Below are 22,352 nucleotides of genomic sequence, written 5' to 3' on the forward strand. Positions count from 1 at the left end.
GCCTACTCCTCGGTGGCGCACGCGGGCTTCCTGCTGGTCGGCTCCATCACGCTGTCCGACGAGGGCCTGTCCGGCACGATGTTCTACCTGCTGGCCTACGGCTTCACCACGATCGCCGCGTTCGGCGTGGTCAGCCTGGTGCGCACGGGCGAGGGCGAGGCCACCCACCTGTCCCAGTGGGCGGGGCTGGCCAAGCGGTCGCCGGTGGTCGCGGGCGTGTTCACGTTCCTCCTGCTCGCCCTCGCGGGCATCCCGCTCACCAGCGGCTTCGTCGGCAAGTTCGTGGTGTTCGCGGCGGCGGTGCAGCAGGGCATGGCGCCGCTGGTGGTGATCGCGCTGGTGGCCAGCGCGGTGGCCGCGTTCTTCTACCTGCGGGTGATCGTGCTGATGTACTTCAGCGAGCCCGCGGCCGATGGCCCCACGGTCAGCGTGCCGGGCGCGTTCACCACGGTCGCCATCACCCTCGGCGCGGCGATGACGCTGCTGCTGGGCGTCTACCCGGCTTTCGCCCTCGATTGGGCGGGGTCCGGCCAGTTCGTCTTCTAGCCGGTACGTAGGCTTTCGGCTGTGACCAGTAGCGAGCGGGCGGGGACGGGGTTCCGGTTTGCGGACCCCGTGCTCGCGGAGTTGGTTGAGGGCGGGCTGTCCGAGGTGGAGGAGCTGCTGCGCAAGGCCGTGCGCAGCGAGTTCCACCCGGTCGTGGAGACGTCCCTGCACTTGGTGGACGCGGGCGGCAAGCGCATCCGCCCGCTGTTCACGATCCTCTCCGCGCAGTTCGGCACCACCTGGGACCGGGAGAGCGTGCTCAAGGCGGCGGCCGTGGTGGAGCTGACCCACCTGGCCACGCTCTACCACGACGACGTGATGGACGAGGCCACCATGCGCCGCGGCGCGGCCTCGGCCAACGCCAAGTGGGACAACAGCATCGCCATCCTCACCGGCGACTACCTGTTCGCGCACGCCTCGGCGCTGGTGGCGGACCTGGGCACGGACGCGGCCCGGATCATCGCCGAGACCTTCAGCGAGCTGGTCACCGGCCAGATGCGCGAAACCGTGGGCCCGCGCGAGGGCGAGGACCCGGTCGAGCACTACCTGACCACGATCGCGGAGAAGACCGGCTCGCTGATCGCCACCGCCGCCCGCTTCGGCGCGATGTTCTCCGACGCCACCCCCGAGCAGGTCGAGGCGCTCAGCGCGTACGGCGAGGTGATCGGCGCGGCGTTCCAGATCTCCGACGACGTCATCGACATCGCCTCGCCGTCGGAGGAGTCCGGCAAGACGCCCGGCACCGACCTGCGCGAGGGCGTGAAGACGCTGCCGATGCTCTACGCGCTGCAGGACGAGCCGGACTCGCGGCTGGCCGCCCTGCTGGCGGGTCCGATCACCGACGACGCGGAGGTCGTCGAGGCGCTGGAGCTGCTGCGCGCCTCGTCCGGCCTGCGGCGGGCCCGCCACACCCTGGACGAGTACGCCGACCGGGCCCGCGCCCTGCTCGCGCCGCTGCCCGAGGGCACCGCGCGGGACGCCCTCGAATCCGTCAGCGAGTACGTCGTCACCCGCACCCACTGACGCCTGCAAGTACTACCCGACGCCCCCGCCGGGGCCGGTAACCACCACCCGACGCGCGCTACTCCACCGACGCGAGCAGGTGCGGCTTGCGCCTGCGCGAGCGCAGGGCGTCGGTGGTGAACACGGCCAGGGCCACCCACACCAGGGCGAAGCCGAACCAGCGGGACGCGGGCATCGGCTCGTGCTTGACGAACACGCCCCAGGCGAACTGGAGGACCGGCGCGAGGTACTGCAGCATGCCCATGGTGATCAGCGGGACGCGCCGGGCGCCCGCGCCGAACAGCATCAGCGGGATCGCGGTCACCAGGCCTGCGGAGGCCAGCAGCAGCGCGTGCCCGGCACCCAGGTCGAGGAACGTGCCCGCCGGTCCGAGCCAGACCAGGTAGCCCACGGCGACGGGGGCCAGCACGACGCTCTCGGCGGTCAGGCTGGCCGTCGAGTCCAGCGGCACGGTCTTCTTGATCAACCCGTACACGCCGAACGAGCAGGCCAGGACCAGCGACATCCACGGCAGCCGCCCGTAGTCCACGGCCAGCACCACGACCGCCAGCACGGCGATCGCGATCGCCGCACCCTGGAGCGCCCGCAGGCGCTCGCGCAGCACGACCACCCCCAGCAGCACGCTCACCAGCGGGTTGATGAAGTACCCGAGCGCGGCCTCGACCACGTGGCCGGTGTTGACCGCGTGGATGTAGACGCCCCAGTTCACCGCGATCAGCGCCGACGCCGCCGCCACCATGCCCCAACCGCGCCACGACAGCCCGCGCAGCGCGCCCCACCGCCGCAGCACGGCGGTGATCAGCAGCATGAACGCCAGCGACCACGCGATGCGGTGGGCCAGGATCTCCACCGGACCCGCCGGTTGCAGCAGGGGCCAGAAGGCGGGCACGAGGCCCCACAGGACGTACGCCCCGGCCCCGTAGACGACGCCCCGATTCGGTGAGCGGACGTCTGCTGGGGACGTGGTGGAGGAGGTCAAGGGGGGCACGGAGCAACTGTACGCGGCCCGCTACACCGATCGGGTTAACCAACCGGGGTGGCCATCCTCTCCCGCGAGTCGAACCTCCGGAACCCCTGAGTTCGTCGTTCGCGCGCATCCGGCGGCCATCCGACCGGGCGACACGGCCTAGTATTCGATCGCGGCCGGACGTCCGGACGGCCGGGCGCACCCGGCCGCGTGGTCAGGGTAGTTTGGCACCGCTTGGCCGACCGGGGAGCCCGGCGCTGGCGGAGCGTGTCGGGGTGTACGCGGTCTTGGCGGTGGGAGGGTCTCCCGTGGTGTCGCTGTTCGGACAGGTGTGGCTGTGGAGCCTGCTGTCGTTCCTGGCGGGCGTCCTGCTCACCTGGCTGGTGCTGGTCCGCCCGGCCAAGCGCGAGCTGCAGGACCTGGAGCAGCGCCTGCTGCTCTCGCCGCGCCCGGAAGCCGAGCGCGCCCAGGCCGAGCGCACCCAGGTCGAGGTGGCCGCCCCGGCGACCGTCGCGCCCGCCGACGACTTCGACGACTGGACCACCTCCCCCCGCGCCGAGGTGCTGACCCGGCCCGCGCGCCAGGCCCCGCCCCTGTACGACGTGTCCGGCATGCGGCTGGACGACCGCGACTCGCTGCTGGAAGAGCTGGACGACGAGCACCGCCCGCTGTCGGACTTCGAGGAGGAGCACGACTTCCCCGAGTTCGAGCCCGAGGAGCCGCGCTCCCGGTTCGAGCTGCTCAACCCCACCGAGCGCGCCCGCACCCAGGACGCGGTCCGGGGCAATGTCACCCCGGAGGCGGCGGGCGAGGAGAAGGCAGCCCCGGAGAAGGCAGCCCCGGAGAAGGCGGCGGTCCCGGAGAAGACCGGTCCGGAGAAGACCAACCTGCTGCCGCCGGTGGCCGAGGTCGCCCGCGTGCCCGAGGCGCCGACCGCGCCGCCGGAGGTCCCCCCGTTCCAGCCGCGCGAGGTGTGGCGCGGCGAACCCGTGGCGGAGGAGGAGCCGGTCGAGCGCGAGGCTCCGCGTCCCGCGCCGCCCTCGGCGTCCGAGGAGACCACCCTCATCCCGGCGACCGCGCTGGCCGAGGCCATCGCCGAGGTCGACCGGCACCCGCGCGACGAGCAGGCGTGGCCCGACCACGACCTGACCGGCGAGTACCCGGCGGTGCGCGACGAGGACCACGCGCCGACCGAGATCACCCCGGCGGTCCGCGACGAGGACCACGCGCCCACCCAGATCACCCCGCCGGTCGAGGTTCCCGCGCCCCCGGCCCGGTCCGACCGCGCCCGTGCCGACGACGCCGCGTTCGAGCAGTTCCTGGCCGAGCAGCGGCGCTCCGGTGAAGTCGAGCGGCCCGCGGCGGCCCCGCGGCACGAGGTCGAGCCGGAGGAGTCGGAAGCCGAGCGCACCGAGGTGGCCGGACTGGCCCCGGTCGTGCCGCCCGCGTCCGAGCAGGACACCGCTGTCCAGCCCGCGCTGCCCGCCGACACCGCGCCCCTGCACGGCGAGGTCGAGGCGGAAGCCGAACCCCGTCACGCCGAGCCGGAGCCCGTCGAGAGCGAGCCCGAGACCGCTGAGCCCGAGCCCGCTGGGCCCGAACAGGTGGTGCCCGCGCAGGCCGCACCCGAGCAGGGCACGTCCGAGCAGTCGCCCATGGCGTCCAACCTGGCGGATTTCTGGCGCGAGGCGGCCAAGGACGTGGAGGGGGCGGAGCCCAAGCCGATCAGGTCGTGGCAGGCCAAGCCCGAGCCCGTCCAGGCCGCGCCCGTCCAGGCCGCGCCCGTTCCGCCCGCGCCCGCCGAGCGGCCCGAAGTGGTCGAGGCCGCGCCCGCCGAGCCGACGCCGGAGCCCGATCCGGTCGCCGAGACCAGGCCCCAGCCCAAGGTCGAGGCCGCACCCGTCCAGGCCGCACCCGTCCAGGCCGCTGCCGCCGAACCCGAGCCCGCGCCCAAGCCCAGGCCCGAGCCCAGGCCCGAGGTCAAGCCCAAGCCCAAGCCGGAGAAGAAGGCCGACAAGAAGCCCGAGCCCGCCCGCTCCCGGTCGCTGTTCGAGCCGCTGGTCAACCCGGAGGACGAGGCGGAGGCCGAGCAGCTGTCCTCGGTCACCAAGCCCACCCCGCCCCCGACCAACGACCAGCCGTTCGTGCCCAAGCTGGCCCCGGAGCTGCTGGCCTCCTCCGGCAACGGCCTGCCGCAGCGCCCGACCCGCCAGCCGGGCAGCAAGCGCGTGCCGCCCACGCCGACCGCGCCGCCCACCGCATCTCCCGCCGCGCCGCCGACCGCGCCGTCCAGCCCCGCGCCCTCGGCCAAGCCCGCCACGCCGCCCCTGCCGCGCCCGGTGCGGCCGAGGCCGGTCGGGTTCAGCCCGAGCACCGGCGGCCGCCCGGTGCCCAGCACCACGCGCTTCCAGCAGCCCGAGGGCTTCAACCCGCGCTCGCCGTTCGGGCCGGGCTCGGTGCTGCCCAAGTCCGACGGCAAGGCGCCCGCCCCGGAGTTCCAGATCAAGGCCACGCTGACCGGCCGCCGCTACTTCACCGCCGAGTCGGCGAACTTCCGGGAGACCAGGGCGGACGTCTGGTTCCGCACCACCGCCGACGCCGAGAAGGCCGGGTTCCGCCCCGCCCCGTGACGCGGGTGCGAAAAAGGGGCTCCCCGTGGCGGGGAGCCCCTTTTTCGCGCGCTGGGATCAGCCCGCCACGGTCCAGGTGTCGTTGCCGTGCAGCAGCTTCGCCAGGTCCGGCGTCTTGGCCTCGCGGGCCTGCGCCACCTGGGCGCGTGCCGCGTCGTCGTACGTGGTCCGCGCGACGTTGCGGAACACGCCGGTGACGGTGTGCTGGAGGTCCTGCGTCGACAGCCGCGACAGCGCGAACGCCAGGTTCAGGTCCGAAGCGTCGTGCACCACGACGTCCTCGGGCGCGACGTCGGCCGTCTTGGCCACGGTCAGCCCGAACCCGTCGCGCACCACGGCCAGCTCGCCGCCGCCGAAGGTGATCGGCTCGCCGTCGACCACGTTGATGATCCGCCGCGCCGCCGAGTCCGCGTCCTTGAGCACGTCGAACGCGCCGTCGTTGAAGATCGGGCAGTTCTGGTAGATCTCCACCAGCGCCGACCCCCGGTGCTCGGCGGCCTGCCGCAGCACCGAGGTCAGCCCGGCCCGGTCGGAGTCGACCGCGCGCCCGACGAACGTGGCCTCCGCGCCCAGCGCCAGCGACACCGGGTTGAACGGGTGGTCCAGCGACCCGAACGGCGTGGACTTGGTGACCTTGCCCTCCTCGGAGGTGGGCGAGTACTGGCCCTTGGTCAGCCCGTAGATCCGGTTGTTGAACAGCAGGATCTTGAGGTTGACGTTGCGCCGCAGCGTGTGGATCAGGTGGTTGCCGCCGATGGACAGCGCGTCGCCGTCACCGGTGACCACCCACACCGACAGGTCCGGCCGGGCCACCGCGAGACCGGTGGCGATGGCCGGGGCGCGCCCGTGGATCGAGTGCATCCCGTAGGTGTTCATGTAGTACGGGAACCGCGACGAGCAGCCGATCCCCGAGACGAACACGATGTTCTCGCGCTTGAGGCCGAGCGTGGGCAGGAACGACTGGACGGCGTTGAGCACGACGTAGTCGCCGCAGCCGGGACACCACCGGACCTCCTGGTCCGACTTGTAGTCCTTGGCCTTCTGCGGCTGGTCGGCCGTCGGCACCCCGTCCAGGCCTCCCAGGCCCGGCAGACCCAGATCGATCGCCGTCACGCGGGCACTCCCTTGATCACGTCGGTGAGCACGTCCTGCAGCTCCTCCGCCTTGAAGGGGAGGCCCTGCACCTTGGTGTAGGAGATGGCGTCGACCAGGTACTTGGCCCTCAACAGCAACGCCAGCTGCCCGAGGTTCATCTCCGGCACGATCACCCGCTCGTACCGGCTGAGCACGTCGCCCAGGTTCTTGGGGAACGGGTTGAGGTGCCGCAGGTGCGCGTGCGCCACGGGCATCCCCTGCTTGCGCACCCGGCGCGCGGCGGCGCCGATCGGGCCGTAGGAGGAGCCCCAGCCCACCACCAGCACCCGCGCCTGGCCGGACGGGTCGTCCACCACGACGTCGGGCACCTCGATGCCGTCGACCTTGCGCTGCCGCAGCCGCACCATGAAGTCGTGGTTGGCCGGGTCGTAGGAGATGTTGCCGGTGCCGTCGGCCTTCTCTAGCCCGCCGATGCGGTGCTGCAGCCCCGGCGTGCCCGGCACCGCCCAGGCCCGCGCCAGCGTCTCCTGGTCGCGCAGGTAGGGCCAGAACGCGCCGTCCGGGCCGTTGGGCTCGGTGGCGAAGTCCACCCGCAGGTCCGGCAGGCTGTCCACGTCCGGGATCAGCCACGGCTCGGAGCCGTTGGCGATGGCCCCGTCGGACAGCAGCAGCACCGGGGTGCGGTAGGTCAGCGCGATGCGCACCGCGTCCAGCGCCGCGTCGAAGCAGTCGGCGGGCGACTGGGGGGCCACCACCGGGACCGGGGACTCGCCGTTGCGGCCGAACATGGCCTGCAGCAGGTCGGCCTGCTCGGTCTTGGTGGGCAGGCCGGTGGACGGGCCGCCGCGCTGCACGTCGATGATCACCAGCGGCAGCTCGGTCATCACGGCAAGGCCGATGGTCTCGGACTTGAGCGCGATGCCGGGGCCGGAGGTGGAGGTCACGCCCAGCGCGCCGCCGTAGGAGGCGCCCAGCGCCGCGCCGATGCCCGCGATCTCGTCCTCGGCCTGCAGCGTGGTGATGCCGAAGTGCTTGTGCTTGGACAGCTCGTGCAGGATGTCCGAGGCGGGCGTGATCGGGTAGGTGCCCAGCACCACGGGCAGCTCGGCGCGCTGGCCCGCGGCCACGATCCCGTACGCCAGCGCGGTGTTGCCGGTGATCTGCCGGTAGGTGCCCAGCGGCAGCTTGGCCGGGGCGACCTCGAAGGTCACCGCGAACGACTCGGTGGTCTCGCCGTAGTTCCAGCCCGCGCGGAAGGCCAGCACGTTGGCCTCGGCGATCTCGGGCTTGCGGGCGAACTTCTCGCGCAGGAACCGCTCGGTGCCCTCGGTCGGCCGGTGGTACATCCACGACAGCAGGCCCAGCGCGAACATGTTCTTGGCCCGCTCGGCGTCCTTCTTGCCCAGGCCGGTGTGCTCCAGCGCGCCGATGGTCAGCGTGGCCATGGCGACCTTGTGCACCTGGTAGGCGTCGAGGGAGCCGTCCTCCAGCGGGTCGCCGTCGTAGCCGACCTTGGTCAGGTTGCGCTTGGTGAACTCGTCGGTGTTGACGATCAGCGTGCCGCCGTGCGGCAGGTCGCCGATGTTGGCCTTGAGCGCCGCCGGGTTCATCGCCACCAGCACGTCCGGCCGGTCGCCGGGGGTCAGGATGTCGTAGTCGGCGAAGTGCAGCTGGAAGCTGGACACACCGGGCAGGGTGCCCTGGGGCGCCCGGATCTCGGCCGGGAAGTTGGGCAGTGTCGCGAGGTCGTTGCCGAAGGCCGCGGCCTCGGAGGTGAAGCGGTCGCCGGTCAGCTGCATCCCGTCGCCGGAGTCGCCAGCGAACCGGATCACCACCCGATCCAGCTTGCGGATCTCGACGCCCTCCGCCGAGGCGCCGTTACCCAGGTCGGTAGTCATCTCCTACGCCGATCCCTCTCTTCACGAAGGAGCGAGCTGCTGCCTGCCCCTAGGCGAGGGTAGTCGTGGACGCGGTGGGGCCGGTTCTCCCCATACCACTGTGCGGGATGATCCGTTCCACTCCACGTCGTGGCGGGAAGTGCGAGGAAAGTCTCACCGCCGACCGGTAACTGCTGCTTCACGTCGTGTCCTTCGGGCGGTGGCGGCCAGGTCAGCCGCGACCGCTGATGCGGGCCTTCATGGCCTGGAGTTTCGCCGCGAACTCCGGTGTCGCGATCGAGGCGACCTGGGGGACCAGTTCGGTGTCCACGGCCTGTGCACGACTGGTCAACGCTGCGGTGGTCCGCATAGTGCCCTTGGTGGTGCGCAGCAGTTCGCGGGGCGCTTCCGCGGCGGCGCGGGCCAGCGCCACGGCCGCGGCGACCAGCTCGTCGTGCCCGCCGTCCACCCGTTCCCAGGCCAGCCCGCGCCGCACCGCCGCGTCGGCGTCGAGGGCCTGGCCGAGCAGCGTCATCGCGGCCGCGGTCTGCGGGCCGACCAGGCGCTGCAGCATCCAGGTCATGCCGCCGCCGGGGTGGATGCCCAGTTGCAGGAACCGCGCGTCGAACCGCGCCCGAGGGCCCGCCAGCCGCACGTCGCAGGCCAGCGCCAGGTTCAGGCCCGCGCCCACCGCCGCGCCGCCCACGGCCGCGATGGTGGGCAGCGAGCAGTCCGCCACGGCCAGGAACCCGGCGTAGATCCGGCGCAGCCCCTCCTCGCGGGCCTCGCCGAGCGCGGTGAGGTCGGCGCCCGCGCAGAACGCCGGGGGAGCGCCGGTGACCACGACGGCGTTGACCTCCTCGTCCCGCTCGCACGCGCGCACCGCGTCGGCCAGCCGGTCGGACAGGTCCGGGGTCAGCGCGTTGCGCCGGTCCGGGTCGTGCACGGTGATCACGGCGACGCGGTCGGAGCGGTCCAGCAGCACCTCGGGCATGGCGCGACTCTACGGAGCGGGCGGCCGGTCCAGCAGGCGGGACAGCACCACGGTGGAGACGGTGCGGTCGATGATCTCCACCGCGCGCAGCCGCTCCAGCGCGGTCTCCAGGTGGTGGATGCTGCCCGCGCGCAGGTGCACGATCGCGTCGGCCGCGCCGGAGACCGTGTAGGCGGCCATGACCTCGGCCATCGGCTCCAGCCGCGACTGGATGTCGTGCGGCGCGACGTTGCCCTTGCAGTGCACCTCCACGAACGCCTCGGTGCCCCAGCCCAGCTGCTCCGGGTCGACCACCGCGGTGAACCCGCGCAGCACGCCGGTGTCCAGCAGCTTGTCCACCCGCCGCTTCACCGCGGGCGCGGACAGGCCCACCTCCTTGCCGATGTCGGCGTAGCTGGAGCGCGCGTTGGCCATCAGGCACGAAATGATCCGCTGGTCGATCGAGTCCACACGCAACATTCTGCACCAACCAACGCAAGACTGCGGCGTTGTTCGCTGGTCAGGTGCTCATTTACATTTCGATCCATGACTTCGGTGTCCATCTTGGGCGGTGCGGAGCCGGTCGTGCTCGACGTCGCCGCCCCCGCAGCGCCCGCCCGCGTGCCGACCGCCCGCCGGTACCTGATGTGCGAGCCGGAGCACTTCACGGTCGAGTACCGGATCAACCCGTGGATGGACCCGAGCAGGCCGGTCGACACCGGCTTGGCGGTCGAGCAGTGGACGGCGCTGAAGGAGACCTACGAGCGCCTCGGCCACCGGGTCGACCTGATCGACCCGGTGCCCGGCCTGCCCGACATGGTCTTCGCCGCCAACTCCGGCACCGTGGTGGAAGGCCGCGTGCTGGGTGCCCGCTTCCGGGCCCCGCAGCGGGCCGCCGAGGCCGAGCACTTCCGCCGCTGGTTCCTGGCCAACGGCTACCGGGACGTGGTGATGCCGTCGCGGATCAACGAGGCCGAGGGCGACTTCGCGTGGACCGGGTCGCTGCTGCTGGCGGGCACCGGGTTCCGCACCGACCCGCAGGCGCACGCCGAGGCCCAGGAGGTGCTGGGCGTCCCCGTGGTGTCGCTGCAACTGGTGGACCCCCGGTACTACCACTTGGACGTGGCGCTGGTCGTGCTGTCGGAGGACCTGGTGGCGTACTACCCCGAGGCGTTCTCGCCGGGGTCGCGGCGGGTGCTGCGGCGGCTGTACCCCGACGCGGTGCTGGCGACCGCCGACGACGCCGCCTGCCTGGGGCTCAACGCCGTCTCCGACGGGCGCAACGTGGTGCTGCCGGTGGAGGCGACGCATTTGGCCGAGCAGGTCGCGCGGCGCGGTTTCGAGCCGATTCCGGTGGACATCTCGGAACTGCGCAAGTCCGGCGGCGGCCCCAAGTGCTGCACGCTGGAAATCCGGGACTGAACCGGTTCACCCGCAGCTCCGCCGCACTGCTTTCCAAAATGCCCATCCTTCCGCCCAGGCCCGCGTGGACCTGGGCGGAAGTGTGCGGTGCGGCGGACTGAACGCTACTGAACGGGGAGTAAGGATTCCTGATTTCGTCGGCACTCTGCCGAATGAGGGATTTCACTCGCGAAGCTTTTCGAAAGCTTTCGACAGTCGTTGACAACTCATTGCGCCAGTCGAACACTGATCGCGCAGGCAGAGTGTGAGCGACTCTGCTGACCTGGTCATCCGCCGCGCCCGGTCCGTCCGGTCGCCGACCGCCCGAAGACCGGCCGAACCGCCCCTTGCGTGACCGCGCAGTGCCCCGCGCCGCCATCCAGACACCGGTCACACCTCGTGGAGGGCATGTGATGCACGTTCGACCACACCGGTCCCGCTTACTGTCAATAGCGGCGATCACCGCGCTGGCGGTCGGCGGCGGGGTCGTCGGGGCCAGCGCCGCCCCGCCCGCCGACAACCCGGACTGGGGCAGGGCGCTGCCCCCGGCGTCCGCGCCGACCAGCATGGCCTACGACCTGATCACCAAGGCGGACGGCAACGGCTACACCCCGCGCGGCAACGAGTGCTCGCGGGAGGTCCACGCGCGCTACTGGACCTACGGGCCCGACGGCAAGGTCTACCCGACCTGGCACCCGGCGCGCGACCCGAGCGGCTGCTCCTTCGGCCACGAGCACGGCGACGACCCGCGCTCCTCGGAGCTGTTCTCCACGGTGAAGTGGCCCACCTTCGGCTACACCAGCGAAGTGATGATGACCAGCAAGCCCGGCGGCGTGCACCGGCACGAGGACCACGTCGGCCACAAGGTGCTCGCGGTCAACAACTCCAACGTCATCCAGGGCGACAACGGCTTCAGCTTCTTCCCGCCCAACGGCCCCACCATCGCCGTCTGCGACGTCCTGCTGAAGTTCCACCAGGGCACCCACTCGCCCGACGCGTTCACCAACAACGCGCACGAGCTGGTCTACAACAACCGCTGCACGCACAACAGCAACGGCCAGGTCAGCGAGGCCCGGTTCACCGCGCTGATCCCCAGCGGACGCCCCGGCGGCTTCGGCAGCACCGACTGCCCCGGCCCCAACCTGGGCGGCAAGTTCACCTCGGTGGGCCAGGCCGTGCCGCCGGACTCCCCGTCGGACACCCGCTCGCTGGGCAGGCTGATCACCGACCCGAGCTGCGTCCAGGCGATCCGCGAGGGCAAGACGCACTACGAGGTGATCACCGGCCGGGAGGTGCCGTTCGACACCAACGACCTGCACGAGTTCTGGTTCTCCGACGTCACGGTGAGCAACTCGCAGCTGTCGTTCACCGTCGCGCCGCTGTTCTACGTGCTCAACCCGAGCCGCTACTACAACGCCTCGGCGCCGGACAAGCTGTCCCGCCAGGTCGACCTGTGCTACGAGGGCATCCGCGGCGCGTACTGCGACCAGGTCCGCCAGATCACCCAGCAGACCGGGCAGCGGGTGGCCTGGGACGACACGCGGTCGCCGTTCAAGGGCACGCTGCGCGAGTTCCGGCCCGGCACGTTCAGCGTGCGCAACAGCGGACCGGCGAAGGTCTACACCGACGTGTACGGCCGCAACCCGTCGACGACGCCGTTCACCGGCTCGATCGAGCAGTACTTCTCCGGCAACCAGAACACGCAGATGTACGTCCGGGGCGCTACGCGGGACTACAACGCCAATCCGGCGGACGGCATCCACGCCCCGAACTGATCTACCACCGATCCGCCGAAGGATGTCACCCAACCGGCTGAGCGGTCTAGCGCCCACGCCCCCGCAGTGCTCGGATCGACGGCGACCCGCTGTCGAACAGGTAGGGAGCGTGCCGTGAACGACCTCGACGCCCAGCGCTCGGCGCCTCAACCGCGGCAGGAGGCACGCGAGGAGGACCGCAAGGTCGCCCCGCGGCCGCCGAGCGGGCTGGAGTGGCTGGTCCGCCAGGCCCAGCGGCAGAGGCGCCCGCGCTAGTCGGGCACCTCCCGCTGGAAGGCGGCCCACAGCAGGTTCAACGGGTGGTCGGTCGGGAACTTCGCCCGCTCCTCCTTGCGGGCGAAGACCCCGACCAACCGCTCCAGCCTCGGCTCGCGGTCGTCGGCCAGCTCCACCACGCGCAGCCCGGAGCCCTCGCGCAGCTCGTTGTTGGCCGCCACCACGCCGAGCCCGGACGTGACGATCATGCAACCCTCCACCAGCCCGGACCGCAGCAGCGACATGCCGTACTGGATCTCGTCGATCTCCGCGGCGATGTCGAGCTCGTTGCGGTAGTCCGGGCCGAACCAGCCGCGCAGGAACTCCGCGATCAGCCCGTCCGAGGGCACCACCAGCGGCAGCTCCGGCAGGTCCCCGGTGGCCGCGCGGGGGCCCAGCCGGTGCTCGGGCAGGTTGGTCAGCAGCGCCAGGCCGCCGCGCCGCCACTCGATCACGTCGAACTCCTCGAAGTCGCCGCCGCGGCCGGCCGGGGTGACCACGCTGCCGCAGACGATGTCGACCTCCTTGCTGGCCAGCTTGCGCCAGATGTCCTTGGTGCGGATGTGCACCACCTTCAGCTCCACGTCGCGCCGCCGGAAGTCGTCGGCGACGTGGTGCCAGGCCTTGGCCAGCGAGTCGAGCATGAACCGCGTCGTGCCCACGGTGAGCGTGGTGCCCAGCTTGCGGCGGCACTCGTGAATCGAATCCAGCCACTCGCGCAGCGTGGTGCGCGCCAATGCGACCAGCGCTTCACCGGTGGGCGTGATCAGCACGTCTTTTCCGCGTCCCTGCTTGACCACCAGCGGTTCCCCGCACAACTGCTTGAAGTTGCGGTTGAGCGTGTCGATCTGCTTCTGCACGCTGGACTGCTCGCGGCCCAGTACCCGCGCCGCGCGCAGCGCGGACTTCGTCTCGTACACCGCGATCAGTGTCCTGAGCTGGTCGAACGTGGTGTCCAGCAGCACTGGCGATGCGTGCAGCAACCGGCTGAGCGGGTTGCCCGCGGGGAGGAGCAGCTGGGCCGAAGCGGACATGAGTGCCTCTCGGGTCGGCGAGCCTGCACGGTCGATGATCTACCGATTAGTTGTACTGAACTTGACCACAGTTCACGATGAAATTATCCGAAGATCTTTGCGCATTCGTCTGGACTGCACACCCGATCCGTTGGAGACTCGTCACGCGACCGGGGGCGAGTTCACCGGAAGCAATGAGGGGGGTTTGGGGGGTTGGGGGCCCGCCGGGCGGCAGCCGGGCGGGCCCCCACGTATTAACCTCATCGGTCGTGACGGTTTCCACGCTCGACTGGGGCACGACGTACCGGGTCACCGTGCTCGACCTCGGCCTGGCCTGCTGCGGCGTCGAGGTGATGACCGCGCTGGAGGGCCACCGCCCCGAGGACCTGGCCAGGCTCGGCGTCGACCCGGTGCACGCCGCGGGGGAGGCCCACGTGCTCGTCGTGTCCGGAACGGTCACCGACGTGATGCTGCCCGCCGTGCTCGCCACCTACCGGGAGATGCCCGAACCGCGCTACGTGCTCTCGGTCGGCGCGTGCAGCAACACCGGCGGCCCGTACTGGGACTCCTACAGCGTCACCAAGGGCATCGACCAGGTGCTGCCCGTGCACGTCGCCGTCCCCGGCTGCCCGCCGCGCCCCGAGGCCCTGCTGGAGGGCCTGGCCGCGCTGCACCGGCTGGTGTCCTGATGGGCGCCGCGTCCGCCGAGCTGGCGCAGCGGGTGCCCGGCGCGCAGACCAGGACGGCCTTCGGGCAGACCACCGCGCACGTGCCGCTGGACGGCTGGGTGGCCGCCGCCCGGTTCGCCCGCGACGAGCTGGGCTGCGCGGCCTTCGACTGGCTGGGCGTCGAGGACGCGGGCAGGCCGGGGGCCAGCGGCAGCAGGCACGCCGTCCTGCTGCACGTGCTGCACCCGGAGACCAAGGACGGCCTGCTGCTGCGCACCGAGGTCGCCGACGGCGAGGAGCTGCCCAGCGTCGCCGGGCTGTGGGCGGGCGCCGCCTGGCACGAGCGGGAGGCCGCCGAGATGTTCGGCCTCGCGCTGGCCGGTCAGCGGCCCGCGCGCCTGCTGCTGCCCGACTCGTTCGCGGGCCACCCGCTGCGCAAGGACTTCGTGCTCGCCTCCCGCGTGGTGCGGCCGTGGCCGGGCCGCCTGGAACCGGGGGAGGACGGCACGTCCGCCCCCAGCCGCCGCCGCGCCGCCCCGCCCGGCGTGCCCGACCCGTCGTGGGGACCACGACCCGAACAGGAGGACGACCGTGGCTGAGCTGCCGCCGCGCAGCCGCGGGGTCATCGCGCTGCTGGAGGCCAACTGCACCGTGTGCATGATCTGCGCGCGCGAGTGCCCGGACTGGTGCATCCACATCGACTCGCACACCGAGGTCGAGCAGCAGCCCGGATCGGCCCGCCCGCGCGCCCGCAACGTGCTCGACCGGTTCGCCATCGACTACGGCCAGTGCCTGTACTGCGGCATCTGCGTCGAGGCGTGCCCGTTCGACGCGCTGCACTGGGCCCCCGACTTCTCCTACCCCGGCACCGGCTCGCCCGACGGCTCCGGCGCGGTCGCCGAACTCGTCCACGAGCGCGACGTGCTGGGCACCTGGGTCGCCCAGGTGCCGCCGCCCCCGCCGCTGGACCCGCGGGCCGAGCCCGCCCCGGAGAGCACCGCCACACGCCCGGCACGCGGCGGTGCCGGAACCCCGCGCAGGCCGGGGACGTTGAGGGAGAGGACTTAACGACCGGAGGCGAAGCGACGTGCACAAGCACTACAACGGGGTGAAGACCGCGTTGCTGCTCGGTGCGATGAGCGCGCTGATCGTGGCGATCAGCTCGTTCTTCGGCCGCACAGCCCTGGTCATCGGCCTGCTGGTGGCGCTCGGTGTCAACGCCCACGCCTACTTCAACTCCGACAAGCTCGCGCTGCGGGCCATGCGCGCGCGGCCGGTGTCGGAGGTCGAGCAGCCCGCGATGCACCGCATCGTCCGCGAGCTGGCCATGGCCGCCCGCCAGCCCATGCCCCGGCTCTACCTCAGCCCCACCATCGCGCCCAACGCGTTCGCGACCGGGCGCAACCCCCGCAACGCGGCCGTGTGCTGCACCACCGGCATCCTGGACCTGCTCGACGAGCGGGAGCTGCGCGCCGTGCTCGGGCACGAGCTGTCGCACGTCTACAACCGCGACATCCTCATCTCGTGCGTGGCGGGCGCGCTGGCGGGCGTGATCAGCGCGCTGGCCAACCTGGCCCTGTTCGCGGGCATCTTCGGCGGCGACGACGAGGACCGCCCCAACCCGCTGGCGGTGCTGCTCACCGCGGTCCTCGGCCCGGTGGCCGCGAGCGTGGTGCGGATGGCGGTCAGCCGCTCCCGCGAGTACCAGGCCGACGCCTCCGGGGCGGAGCTCACCGGCGACCCGCTGGCGCTGGCCTCGGCTCTGCGCAAGATCGAGGACGGCGCCAAGGCCGCCCCGCTGGCCCCCGAACCGGCCGTCGTGGCCCAGTCGCACCTGCTGATCGCCAGCCCGTTCCGGCCGGGCGAGCAGCTCGCGCGGCTGTTCTCCACCCACCCGCCGATCGCCGACCGCGTGCGCCGCCTCGAAGAACTGGCCCGCCGCCCCTGACCGCGCCCGCAAGTACCACCCGAGCCCCCGCCCAGGGGCCGGTAGCCACTACCCGGCGCGGCCGCCGACCTCTCGGGCGACGTTCATCAGGTACTGGCCGTAGCCGGACTTGGCCAGCTTCTCGCCCAGCGCGTAGCACTCGTCGGGGGTGATGAAGCCCATCCGCAGCGCGATCTCCTCCGGGCACGCGATGCGCACGCCCTGCCGGTGCTCCAGCACCTGCACGAACTGGCCCGCCTCCAGCATCGAGTCGTGCGTGCCGGTGTCCAGCCAGGCGAACCCGCGCCCCAGGTCGACCAGCCGCGCCCGGCCCCGCCGCAGGTAGTGCAGGTTGACGTCGGTGATCTCCAGCTCGCCCCGCGCCGAGGGCTGAAGCCCTCGGGCGATCTCCACCACCTCGTTGTCGTAGAAGTACAGCCCGGTGATGGCCTTGTTCGACTTGGGCCGGGCGGGCTTCTCCTCGATGCTGACCAGCCTGCCGTCCGCGTCCACCTCGCCCACCCCGTAGCGCTCGGGGTCCTTGACCGGGTAGCCGAACAGCACGCAGCCCTCCAGCGTGGCGGCGTGGTGCTGGAGCAGCCTGGAGAAACCCTGGCCGTAGAAGATGTTGTCGCCCAGCACCAGCGCCACGTCGTCGTCGCCGATGAAGTCCGCGCCGATCACGAACGCCTCGGCCAGCCCGTTCGGCGCGGCCTGCTCGGCGTACTCCACGCGCAGGCCGAACTGCCCGCCGTCGCCCAGCAGCCTGCGGAACAGCGGCAGGTCGGTCGGCGTGGAGATGACCAGCACCTCGCGGATGCCCGCCAGCATGAGCACCGACAGCGGGTAGTACACCATCGGCTTGTCGTAGACCGGCAGCAGCTGCTTGGACACCGCCTGCGTGATCGGGTGCAGCCGCGTGCCGCTGCCCCCCGCCAGGATGATGCCCTTCATCGGTAGTTGGTGAACTGCAGCGCGATCCCGAAGTCGGAGTTCTTGAGCAGGGCGATGACGTCCTGCAGGTGGTCCTTCTTCTTGCCGGAGATGCGCAACTGGTCGCCCTGGATCTGCGCCTGCACGCCCTTGGGGCCCTCGTCGCGGACCTTCTTGGCGATCTCCTTGGCCTTCTCCGAGGAGATGCCCTGCACCAGCGTGCCGGTCACCTTGTAGACCTTGCCCGACACGGCCGGGTCGCCCACCTCGAACGCCTTCATCGAGATGCCGCGCTTGACCAGCTTCTCCTGGAACACGTCGATCGCGGCGCGGCAGCGCTCCTCGGTCTCGGCCTGGAAGGAGATGGCCTCCTCGCCCGCCCAGGCCACCTGCGCGCCCGTGCCGCGGAAGTCGAACCGGGTGCTCAGCTCCTTGGCCGCCTGGTTGAGCGCGTTGTCGACCTCCTGGCGGTCGACCTTGCTCACCACGTCGAACGACGGGTCTGCCACGTGCCTGAACCTCCGCGTGCGCTGGGTCTGGTGCCACCCGAGAGCCTACTGGGGTAACCCGGTTGCAGGGGGCCGCACGGGCTTATGTATTGTTCCCACCGCACCCGGCACCACCGGGAGCGGGGCGGGTTGCCCGAGCGGCCAATGGGAGCGGACTGTAAATCCGTCGCGAAAGCTACAGAGGTTCGAATCCTCTACCCGCCACGCGAGCCAGAACACCCCCTCGACCTAGAACAGGTCGAGGGGGTGTTCTCGTCTTGTCCTTTCGGGACCGGCGGGTCGCAGTGGCAACCGGACAGCCGGGGGGAGCGGTGCCCGCTCCGGTCCAGCCCGGAATGACTGGATCATCAGCGCCGCGAAGCGGCGGGCGGCGGCCTGGCGGTCGTCGGGTGATCCGGCTCGCATCCCCCGGTTCGCCATCAGCGCCAGGATCAGGTCCTCCAGGACGAAGTCGGCCCGCAGTTCCCCTGTTCTGCGCGCGCGGCGGACGAGTTCGGCGAGCATCCGCAGCGTCCGGGCGTGGTCGGCGGCGAAGCCCGCTTCCGGTGGGAGCCGGGGGACGAGGGCGCGGATGAAGTCCCGGCCGGAGGCGTGTGCCCGCACGAGTTCCTCCAGCACCAGGCGGAAGCCGAGCCAGGCGTTGGGCTGGGCCAGGCCCTCCTCGACCACCGCCGAGCACAGGACCGGCTGCGCGGCGAACGCCTCGGCCAGCAGCGCGTCCTTGCCGGGGAAGTGCCGGTAGACGGTGGCGACGCCGATCCGCGCGCGTCGTGCGATCTCCCGGATCGGCACGTCGGGGCCGTCGGTGGCGACCGCCAGGCGGGCGACGGCCAGGATGCGCTCCCGGTTGTCGCGCGCGTCCGAACGCCGCGGTCGTCCCACTTCGGCCCTCCTCGCTCTCACTTCAGTTAACCGGACCGCACGCTCCGTTACGGTCCGGCCCATGAGAGCTGTCGTGTTCACCGGGTTCGGGTCGCCCGATGTGGTGCGCGTGGTCGAGGTCGAGGCCCCGCACGCCGGGCCGGGGGAGATCCGCGTCGCCGCGCGGGCGTCCGGGCTGTCGACGGGGGAGGTGCTCATCCGCTCCGGCGCGCTGGGCGACGCGGTGCCCGTCACGTTCCCGCACCGGACCGGCTTCGATGCGACGGGCGTGGTGGACGAGGTCGGCGAGGGCGTCACCGGCGTCGCCGTCGGTGACGAGGTGTTCGGCATGGCTTCGACGGCCACGCGCGGTGCCAACGCCGATCACGTGGTGCTGAGCGCGTGGGCGGCCAAGCCCGCGGCGTGGAGCTGGCCGGAGGCGGGCGGGGCGGCGGGCGGCGTGGAGACGGCCACGCGCGTCCTGGACCGGCTCGGGGTCACGGCGGGGCAGACAGTGCTGGTGAACGGCGCGGCGGGCGCGGTCGGCGGCGTCGCCGTCCAGTTCGCGGCTGCTCGCGGTGCCGTGGTCATCGGCACGGCGAGCGAGCGCAACCACGACTTCCTGCGGTCGCTGGGCGCGGTGCCGACGACGTACGGTCCCGGGTTGCCCGGCCGGGTTCGGGAGCTGGCGCCGCGCGGGGTCGACGCGGTGTTCGACTGCGCTGGGGGAGCGCTGCCCGACCTGATCGCCATCGCGGGGGGCGCGGCGCGCGTGGTGACGATCGCCGACTTCGACGCCGCCGCCCACGGCGTCCACATGTCGCACGGCGCCCCGGCGGAGCGGACCGGCGATGCCGTGGGGTCCGGTGCCGATCCGCTCGCGGTGCACGGTCTCGACATCGCGGTCCGCTTGGCCGAGGCGGGCGGGCTGCGGATTCCCGTCGCGGCGACGTTCCCCCTCACCGAGGCCGCCGCCGCGCACGAGTTGAGCGAGACCCGCCATGCGCCGGGGAGGATCGTCCTGGTCAACTGAGGCCAACTGTTGTGATCTCGATCACTGAAAACGAACGTGGCTGATCCACTTCACGTCACTCAGGGTGACGCCGATCGCGTCGATCCAGCCACGGCCCGGCGCCACACCGCGCGGGGCCTGTGATCAGGGGAAGCCGCAGTTATGAAGAAGTTTCGCGTGCCTTTGCTCGTGCTCCTCGCCGCCGCGTCCGCGCTGCTGGGGACGGCCCCCGCGAGCGCGACCGCCCAACCCGCCGCCACGGGAGCGGACGTCAACGGCGACGGGGTCGAGGACCAGGTCGTGCTCCAGCGGGTCGAGGACGAGCCCGAGAACCAGGAACTGGTCGTCACCGTCAACGGCGAGCGGCTCGTCGCCAAGCTCCCCGTCGACCCCCACGTCGGCGTGCGGCCACCGCGCGTCGTCGACCTGGACGACAACGGCAGCCACGAGATCGCGGTGGTCGAGCAGGCGAGCGGTGACGTGCTGGCGTTCAGCGTCTGGGGCCTGTTCGACGGGCTGCGGGCGGTCAGCCTGGCCGACGGCACCAAGCTCTACGCCTTCGAGGGCGGCGGCGCGAGCGCCCTCAACGGCTACGGCTGCGCGCAGGGACCGGGCGGGCGCGAGTTCGTCACCGCGGGCGGCTGGCTCCGGGACTGGAACGAGCCGAGGGTCTACGAGGGCGACCGCACCACCTACGCCGTGCGGGACGGCATCGCCACGCGCCTGTCCACGACCCCGGTCGTGGGCGAGCCCGGCGTCCCCGGCTACCGGGTCGACCCGGCGGCCTGCGACTGAGATCGCCGCACGGGTGGGGCCGACGCGCAAGTGCTTCCTCTCACTTGCGTGCCGGCCCCATGTGCAGCATAACCTATCTCGAACACATGTTCGAGGGTCAGCTGAGAGCGGCTTTCCCGGCCTCGGTGAGCTCGGCGTCCGCTCGTTCCCCCAACCCCACCACCGCGCGTGCCCGCAGCAGGCCCGCGTGCACCAGGTCGTGCGTGACCATCTGGTCGCAGCAGGGCAGCCCGTCGACGTAGAGATCGGGCTCCCGTCCCCCGGACAGCTCCGCCCGACCCGCCGCGACCGCCCGCAGCATGGCCCTCGCCCTTCCCGACAGCTGGCCCACCGGTTCGCTCACCGTTGTCATGGCGACCCCCTTCGCCCGTTTACCGCTAAGAGGCGCTTCGCGGGCGTCGAGTACCTGTCGCCCCCGCGGTTCACCCGGCCGGGCGACGTCCGCCGGAGCGCGTCCACGTCGTCCACAGGGGCCGGTAGCCGTGGGAGTACCAGAACGGGGTGGACAGCGGGTTGAGCGGCGCGTGGTGCAGCAGCGTCACCGCCACCCCCGCTCCGTCCAGCAGACCGTGGACGTGGCGCACCAGAGCGCTGCCGACGCCCGTGCCGCGCGCCTCGGAGCGCACTCCCAGCATCGGGATGTAGGCGGCGGGCGCGAGCGAGGTGCGGTCGGCGATCCAGTCGGAGTGCCCCGGCCAGTCCAGGTACAGCGCCCCGAGCACGTCGCCGCCGCGGTGCGCCACCCACGCGCACGGCCGGTCCCGCTCCAGCAGCGACGCGACGCGCTCGCGCAGCCGGGCCGCGCTGCTCGGCCGCTCGGTGACCATGCCGAAGCGGCTGTCGTACCGGACGACCTCCAAGTTCAGCTCGGTCACCACGTCCACGTCGGCCCCGGTCAACTCCCGGACGGCCACCTCCGACGGCCGCGCGGGACCTCGGCCCGCCCGGCGGGCGGCGATCACCACCGAGGGCGCGAAGCCGTGCGCTCGCAGCGTCCGGGGCGCGTCGGCGGCCCGGCTCGGCACGACCACCACGGCGGCGGTGTCGGGGTCGTCCGCGCCGCTGAGCGGCCAGCGCCGCAGCAGGTCGTCCAGGTCGGCGTCGGGGTGCCAGGTCAGGGAGTGCACGCGCAGCGCGCCCCAGGTGGCGTTCAGCTCGTCGGGGGACAGCTCCGTTAAGGAGTACCGGGCTTCCACGTCGTGGAAAGGGGGCAGCAGGTCGTCCATGCCTGACCGTAGCCTCTGGGCCGTGGAAGTCCAGGTGGTCGACGCGTTCACCGACCGGGCGTTCGCGGGCAACCCCGCGGGCGTCGTGCTGCTCACCGCCCCCGCCGACGAGGCGTGGATGCAGGCCGTCGCGGCCGAGATGAAGCACGCCGAGACGGCGTTCGTCGAACTGCGCGACGACGACGAGCCGCTGGGCCTGCGCTGGTTCACCCCGGTCCGCGAGGTCGACTTGTGCGGGCACGCGACCCTGGCCGCCGCGCACGTGCTGGGTGGCGACCGCCGGTTCCGCACCCGCAGCGGCGTGCTCACCTGCGCCGCCCGCGACGGCTGGGTGGAGATGGACTTCCCGGCCGACCCCGCCGAACCCGCCGAGGTCACCGCCGAGCTGCGCGCCGGACTGCCCGGCGTCACCGTCGAGGCGGTCGGCCGCGCGGTGTCCGACGTGCTGGTGCAGGTCGCGTCGGCGGCGCAGGTGCGCGCGCTGGAGCCGGACCTGGCCGCGCTGGCCGCGGTGCCCGGCCGGGGCGTCATCGTCACCGCCCCCGGCGACCGGCCGGGCCTGGACGTGGTCAGCCGCTGCTTCTACCCCTCCTACGGCGTCCCGGAGGACCCCGTCACCGGCTCCGCGCACTGCACGCTGGCGTCCTGGTGGGCACCCCGGCTGGGCAAGCCCGAGCTGTTCGCCGAGCAGTGCTCGCCGCGCGGCGGGCAGGTCCGGGCGACCCTGGTGGGCGACCGCGTGCGGCTGGCCGGACGGGCCGTTACGGTGCTGCGCGGGCGGCTGATCGTGTGAGCGGCTGCGTTACTTGTGGTGGCAATTGCCCGCGCGACCTGCCATTTCGTCGCCCAACCGGGGTACATTGAGA

At 72.2% G+C, this 22,352-nt stretch carries 24 protein-coding genes and 1 tRNA gene; 14 read left to right on the forward strand and 11 right to left on the reverse strand.

The features are described 5' to 3' along the window. Together IEZ00_RS36685 and IEZ00_RS16170 are read left to right on the forward strand one after the other, a co-directional pair. A partial coding sequence (locus IEZ00_RS36685; protein ID WP_268248734.1) for a proton-conducting transporter transmembrane domain-containing protein occupies window positions 1–546 on the forward strand: 546 nt, incomplete at its 5' end. Between the two features lie 21 nt (window positions 547–567). Beyond that, a complete protein-coding gene (locus IEZ00_RS16170; RefSeq protein ID WP_189224087.1) occupies window positions 568–1,569 on the forward strand; it encodes a polyprenyl synthetase family protein in 1,002 nt (333 codons plus the stop codon). A 58-nt stretch (window positions 1,570–1,627) separates the two neighbouring features. On the opposite strand, the gene rarD is transcribed toward IEZ00_RS16170, so the two are convergent. Next, window positions 1,628–2,557, reverse strand: coding sequence for an EamA family transporter RarD (rarD, locus tag IEZ00_RS16175; RefSeq protein WP_189224088.1), 930 nt, complete (start codon window positions 2,555–2,557; stop codon window positions 1,628–1,630). Window positions 2,558–2,847: 290 nt separating this feature from the next. Between rarD and IEZ00_RS16180 the strand changes: the two genes are divergently transcribed. Further along, window positions 2,848–5,166 (forward strand): sunset domain-containing protein, encoded by a 2,319-nt coding sequence (locus IEZ00_RS16180; protein WP_189224089.1) that lies wholly within the window; start codon window positions 2,848–2,850, stop codon window positions 5,164–5,166. 57 nt (window positions 5,167–5,223) lie between these two features. On the opposite strand, the gene IEZ00_RS16185 is transcribed toward IEZ00_RS16180, so the two are convergent. The 4 genes from IEZ00_RS16185 to IEZ00_RS16200 form a co-directional block, all read right to left on the reverse strand. Then, window positions 5,224–6,279, reverse strand: a complete 1,056-nt coding sequence (locus IEZ00_RS16185; RefSeq protein ID WP_189224090.1) for a 2-oxoacid:ferredoxin oxidoreductase subunit beta — start codon at window positions 6,277–6,279, stop codon at window positions 5,224–5,226. Beyond that, a complete protein-coding gene (locus IEZ00_RS16190) occupies window positions 6,276–8,159 on the reverse strand; it encodes a 2-oxoacid:acceptor oxidoreductase subunit alpha (RefSeq protein ID WP_189224091.1) in 1,884 nt (627 codons plus the stop codon). The genes IEZ00_RS16185 and IEZ00_RS16190 overlap by 4 nt, the downstream gene beginning before the upstream one ends. 211 nt (window positions 8,160–8,370) lie before the next feature. Further along, the gene (locus IEZ00_RS16195; protein ID WP_189224092.1) at window positions 8,371–9,132 is read right to left on the reverse strand and encodes an enoyl-CoA hydratase; all 762 of its coding nucleotides are present in this window, start codon (window positions 9,130–9,132) and stop codon (window positions 8,371–8,373) included. A 9-nt stretch (window positions 9,133–9,141) separates the two neighbouring features. Continuing rightward, entirely contained in the window at window positions 9,142–9,582 is a 441-nt protein-coding gene (locus tag IEZ00_RS16200) for an Lrp/AsnC family transcriptional regulator (protein WP_189224093.1), read from the reverse strand. Between the two features lie 75 nt (window positions 9,583–9,657). On the opposite strand from IEZ00_RS16200, the gene ddaH reads away from it, so the two are divergent. The 3 genes from ddaH (at window position 9,658) to IEZ00_RS16215 (ending at window position 12,542) form a co-directional block, all read left to right on the forward strand. Continuing rightward, window positions 9,658–10,533, forward strand: a complete 876-nt coding sequence (ddaH, locus tag IEZ00_RS16205) for a dimethylargininase (protein WP_189224094.1) — start codon at window positions 9,658–9,660, stop codon at window positions 10,531–10,533. Between the two features lie 392 nt (window positions 10,534–10,925). Then, entirely contained in the window at window positions 10,926–12,287 is a 1,362-nt protein-coding gene (locus IEZ00_RS16210; protein WP_189224095.1) for a hypothetical protein, read from the forward strand. A gap of 114 nt (window positions 12,288–12,401) precedes the next feature. Next, window positions 12,402–12,542: a hypothetical protein gene (locus tag IEZ00_RS16215; RefSeq protein ID WP_189224096.1), complete on the forward strand. Its 141-nt coding sequence runs from the start codon at window positions 12,402–12,404 to the stop codon at window positions 12,540–12,542. On the opposite strand, the gene IEZ00_RS16220 is transcribed toward IEZ00_RS16215, so the two are convergent. Further along, window positions 12,539–13,576, reverse strand: coding sequence for a LysR family transcriptional regulator (locus tag IEZ00_RS16220; RefSeq protein ID WP_189224097.1), 1,038 nt, complete (start codon window positions 13,574–13,576; stop codon window positions 12,539–12,541). The two genes, IEZ00_RS16215 and IEZ00_RS16220, sit on opposite strands and share 4 nt — an antisense overlap. A 248-nt stretch (window positions 13,577–13,824) precedes the next feature. On the opposite strand from IEZ00_RS16220, the gene IEZ00_RS16225 reads away from it, so the two are divergent. From IEZ00_RS16225 to htpX, 4 genes are read left to right on the forward strand one after another with little or no spacing between them, the layout of a single operon-like run. Further along, entirely contained in the window at window positions 13,825–14,244 is a 420-nt protein-coding gene (locus IEZ00_RS16225) for an NADH-quinone oxidoreductase subunit B (protein WP_189224098.1), read from the forward strand. After that, complete coding sequence (locus tag IEZ00_RS16230) at window positions 14,244–14,822, forward strand: NADH-quinone oxidoreductase subunit C (RefSeq protein ID WP_189224099.1); 579 nt, start codon at window positions 14,244–14,246, stop codon at window positions 14,820–14,822. The genes IEZ00_RS16225 and IEZ00_RS16230 overlap by 1 nt, the downstream gene beginning before the upstream one ends. Continuing rightward, a complete protein-coding gene (locus IEZ00_RS16235) occupies window positions 14,815–15,291 on the forward strand; it encodes a 4Fe-4S binding protein (RefSeq protein ID WP_189224100.1) in 477 nt (158 codons plus the stop codon). Before IEZ00_RS16230 ends, IEZ00_RS16235 begins: the two co-directional genes overlap by 8 nt. Before the next feature lie 19 nt (window positions 15,292–15,310). Further along, entirely contained in the window at window positions 15,311–16,171 is an 861-nt protein-coding gene (gene htpX, locus IEZ00_RS16240; RefSeq protein ID WP_189224101.1) for a zinc metalloprotease HtpX, read from the forward strand. Window positions 16,172–16,219: 48 nt separating this feature from the next. Here the strand turns inward: htpX and rfbA are convergent, their stop codons facing one another. Together rfbA and IEZ00_RS16250 are read right to left on the reverse strand one after the other, a co-directional pair. Continuing rightward, window positions 16,220–17,104 (reverse strand): glucose-1-phosphate thymidylyltransferase RfbA, encoded by an 885-nt coding sequence (gene rfbA, locus IEZ00_RS16245; protein WP_189224102.1) that lies wholly within the window; start codon window positions 17,102–17,104, stop codon window positions 16,220–16,222. Next, window positions 17,101–17,592 (reverse strand): YajQ family cyclic di-GMP-binding protein, encoded by a 492-nt coding sequence (locus IEZ00_RS16250; RefSeq protein ID WP_189224103.1) that lies wholly within the window; start codon window positions 17,590–17,592, stop codon window positions 17,101–17,103. The genes rfbA and IEZ00_RS16250 overlap by 4 nt, the downstream gene beginning before the upstream one ends. Before the next feature lie 123 nt (window positions 17,593–17,715). Between IEZ00_RS16250 and IEZ00_RS16255 the strand changes: the two genes are divergently transcribed. After that, window positions 17,716–17,796 (forward strand) — tRNA-Tyr (locus IEZ00_RS16255). A gap of 24 nt (window positions 17,797–17,820) precedes the next feature. On the opposite strand, the gene IEZ00_RS16260 is transcribed toward IEZ00_RS16255, so the two are convergent. Then, entirely contained in the window at window positions 17,821–18,474 is a 654-nt protein-coding gene (locus IEZ00_RS16260) for a TetR/AcrR family transcriptional regulator (RefSeq protein WP_229795791.1), read from the reverse strand. Window positions 18,475–18,535: 61 nt separating this feature from the next. On the opposite strand from IEZ00_RS16260, the gene IEZ00_RS16265 reads away from it, so the two are divergent. Continuing rightward, window positions 18,536–19,486: an NADP-dependent oxidoreductase gene (locus tag IEZ00_RS16265; RefSeq protein WP_189224104.1), complete on the forward strand. Its 951-nt coding sequence runs from the start codon at window positions 18,536–18,538 to the stop codon at window positions 19,484–19,486. Window positions 19,487–19,642: 156 nt separating this feature from the next. Next, window positions 19,643–20,260: a hypothetical protein gene (locus IEZ00_RS16270; protein ID WP_189224105.1), complete on the forward strand. Its 618-nt coding sequence runs from the start codon at window positions 19,643–19,645 to the stop codon at window positions 20,258–20,260. Between the two features lie 97 nt (window positions 20,261–20,357). Here the strand turns inward: IEZ00_RS16270 and IEZ00_RS16275 are convergent, their stop codons facing one another. After that, window positions 20,358–20,612: a hypothetical protein gene (locus IEZ00_RS16275; RefSeq protein WP_189224106.1), complete on the reverse strand. Its 255-nt coding sequence runs from the start codon at window positions 20,610–20,612 to the stop codon at window positions 20,358–20,360. Between the two features lie 70 nt (window positions 20,613–20,682). Next, a complete protein-coding gene (locus tag IEZ00_RS16280) occupies window positions 20,683–21,486 on the reverse strand; it encodes a GNAT family N-acetyltransferase (protein WP_189224107.1) in 804 nt (267 codons plus the stop codon). A gap of 22 nt (window positions 21,487–21,508) precedes the next feature. On the opposite strand from IEZ00_RS16280, the gene IEZ00_RS16285 reads away from it, so the two are divergent. Next, window positions 21,509–22,279 carry a PhzF family phenazine biosynthesis protein gene (locus IEZ00_RS16285; protein WP_189224108.1) on the forward strand — a complete coding sequence of 257 codons (771 nt, stop codon included), beginning with the start codon at window positions 21,509–21,511 and terminating at the stop codon, window positions 22,277–22,279. Window positions 22,280–22,352 lie beyond the last annotated feature (73 nt).

The sequence above is a fragment of the Saccharothrix coeruleofusca genome (genome assembly GCF_014648515.1).
GTDB classification, from domain to species: domain Bacteria; phylum Actinomycetota; class Actinomycetes; order Mycobacteriales; family Pseudonocardiaceae; genus Actinosynnema; species Actinosynnema coeruleofuscum.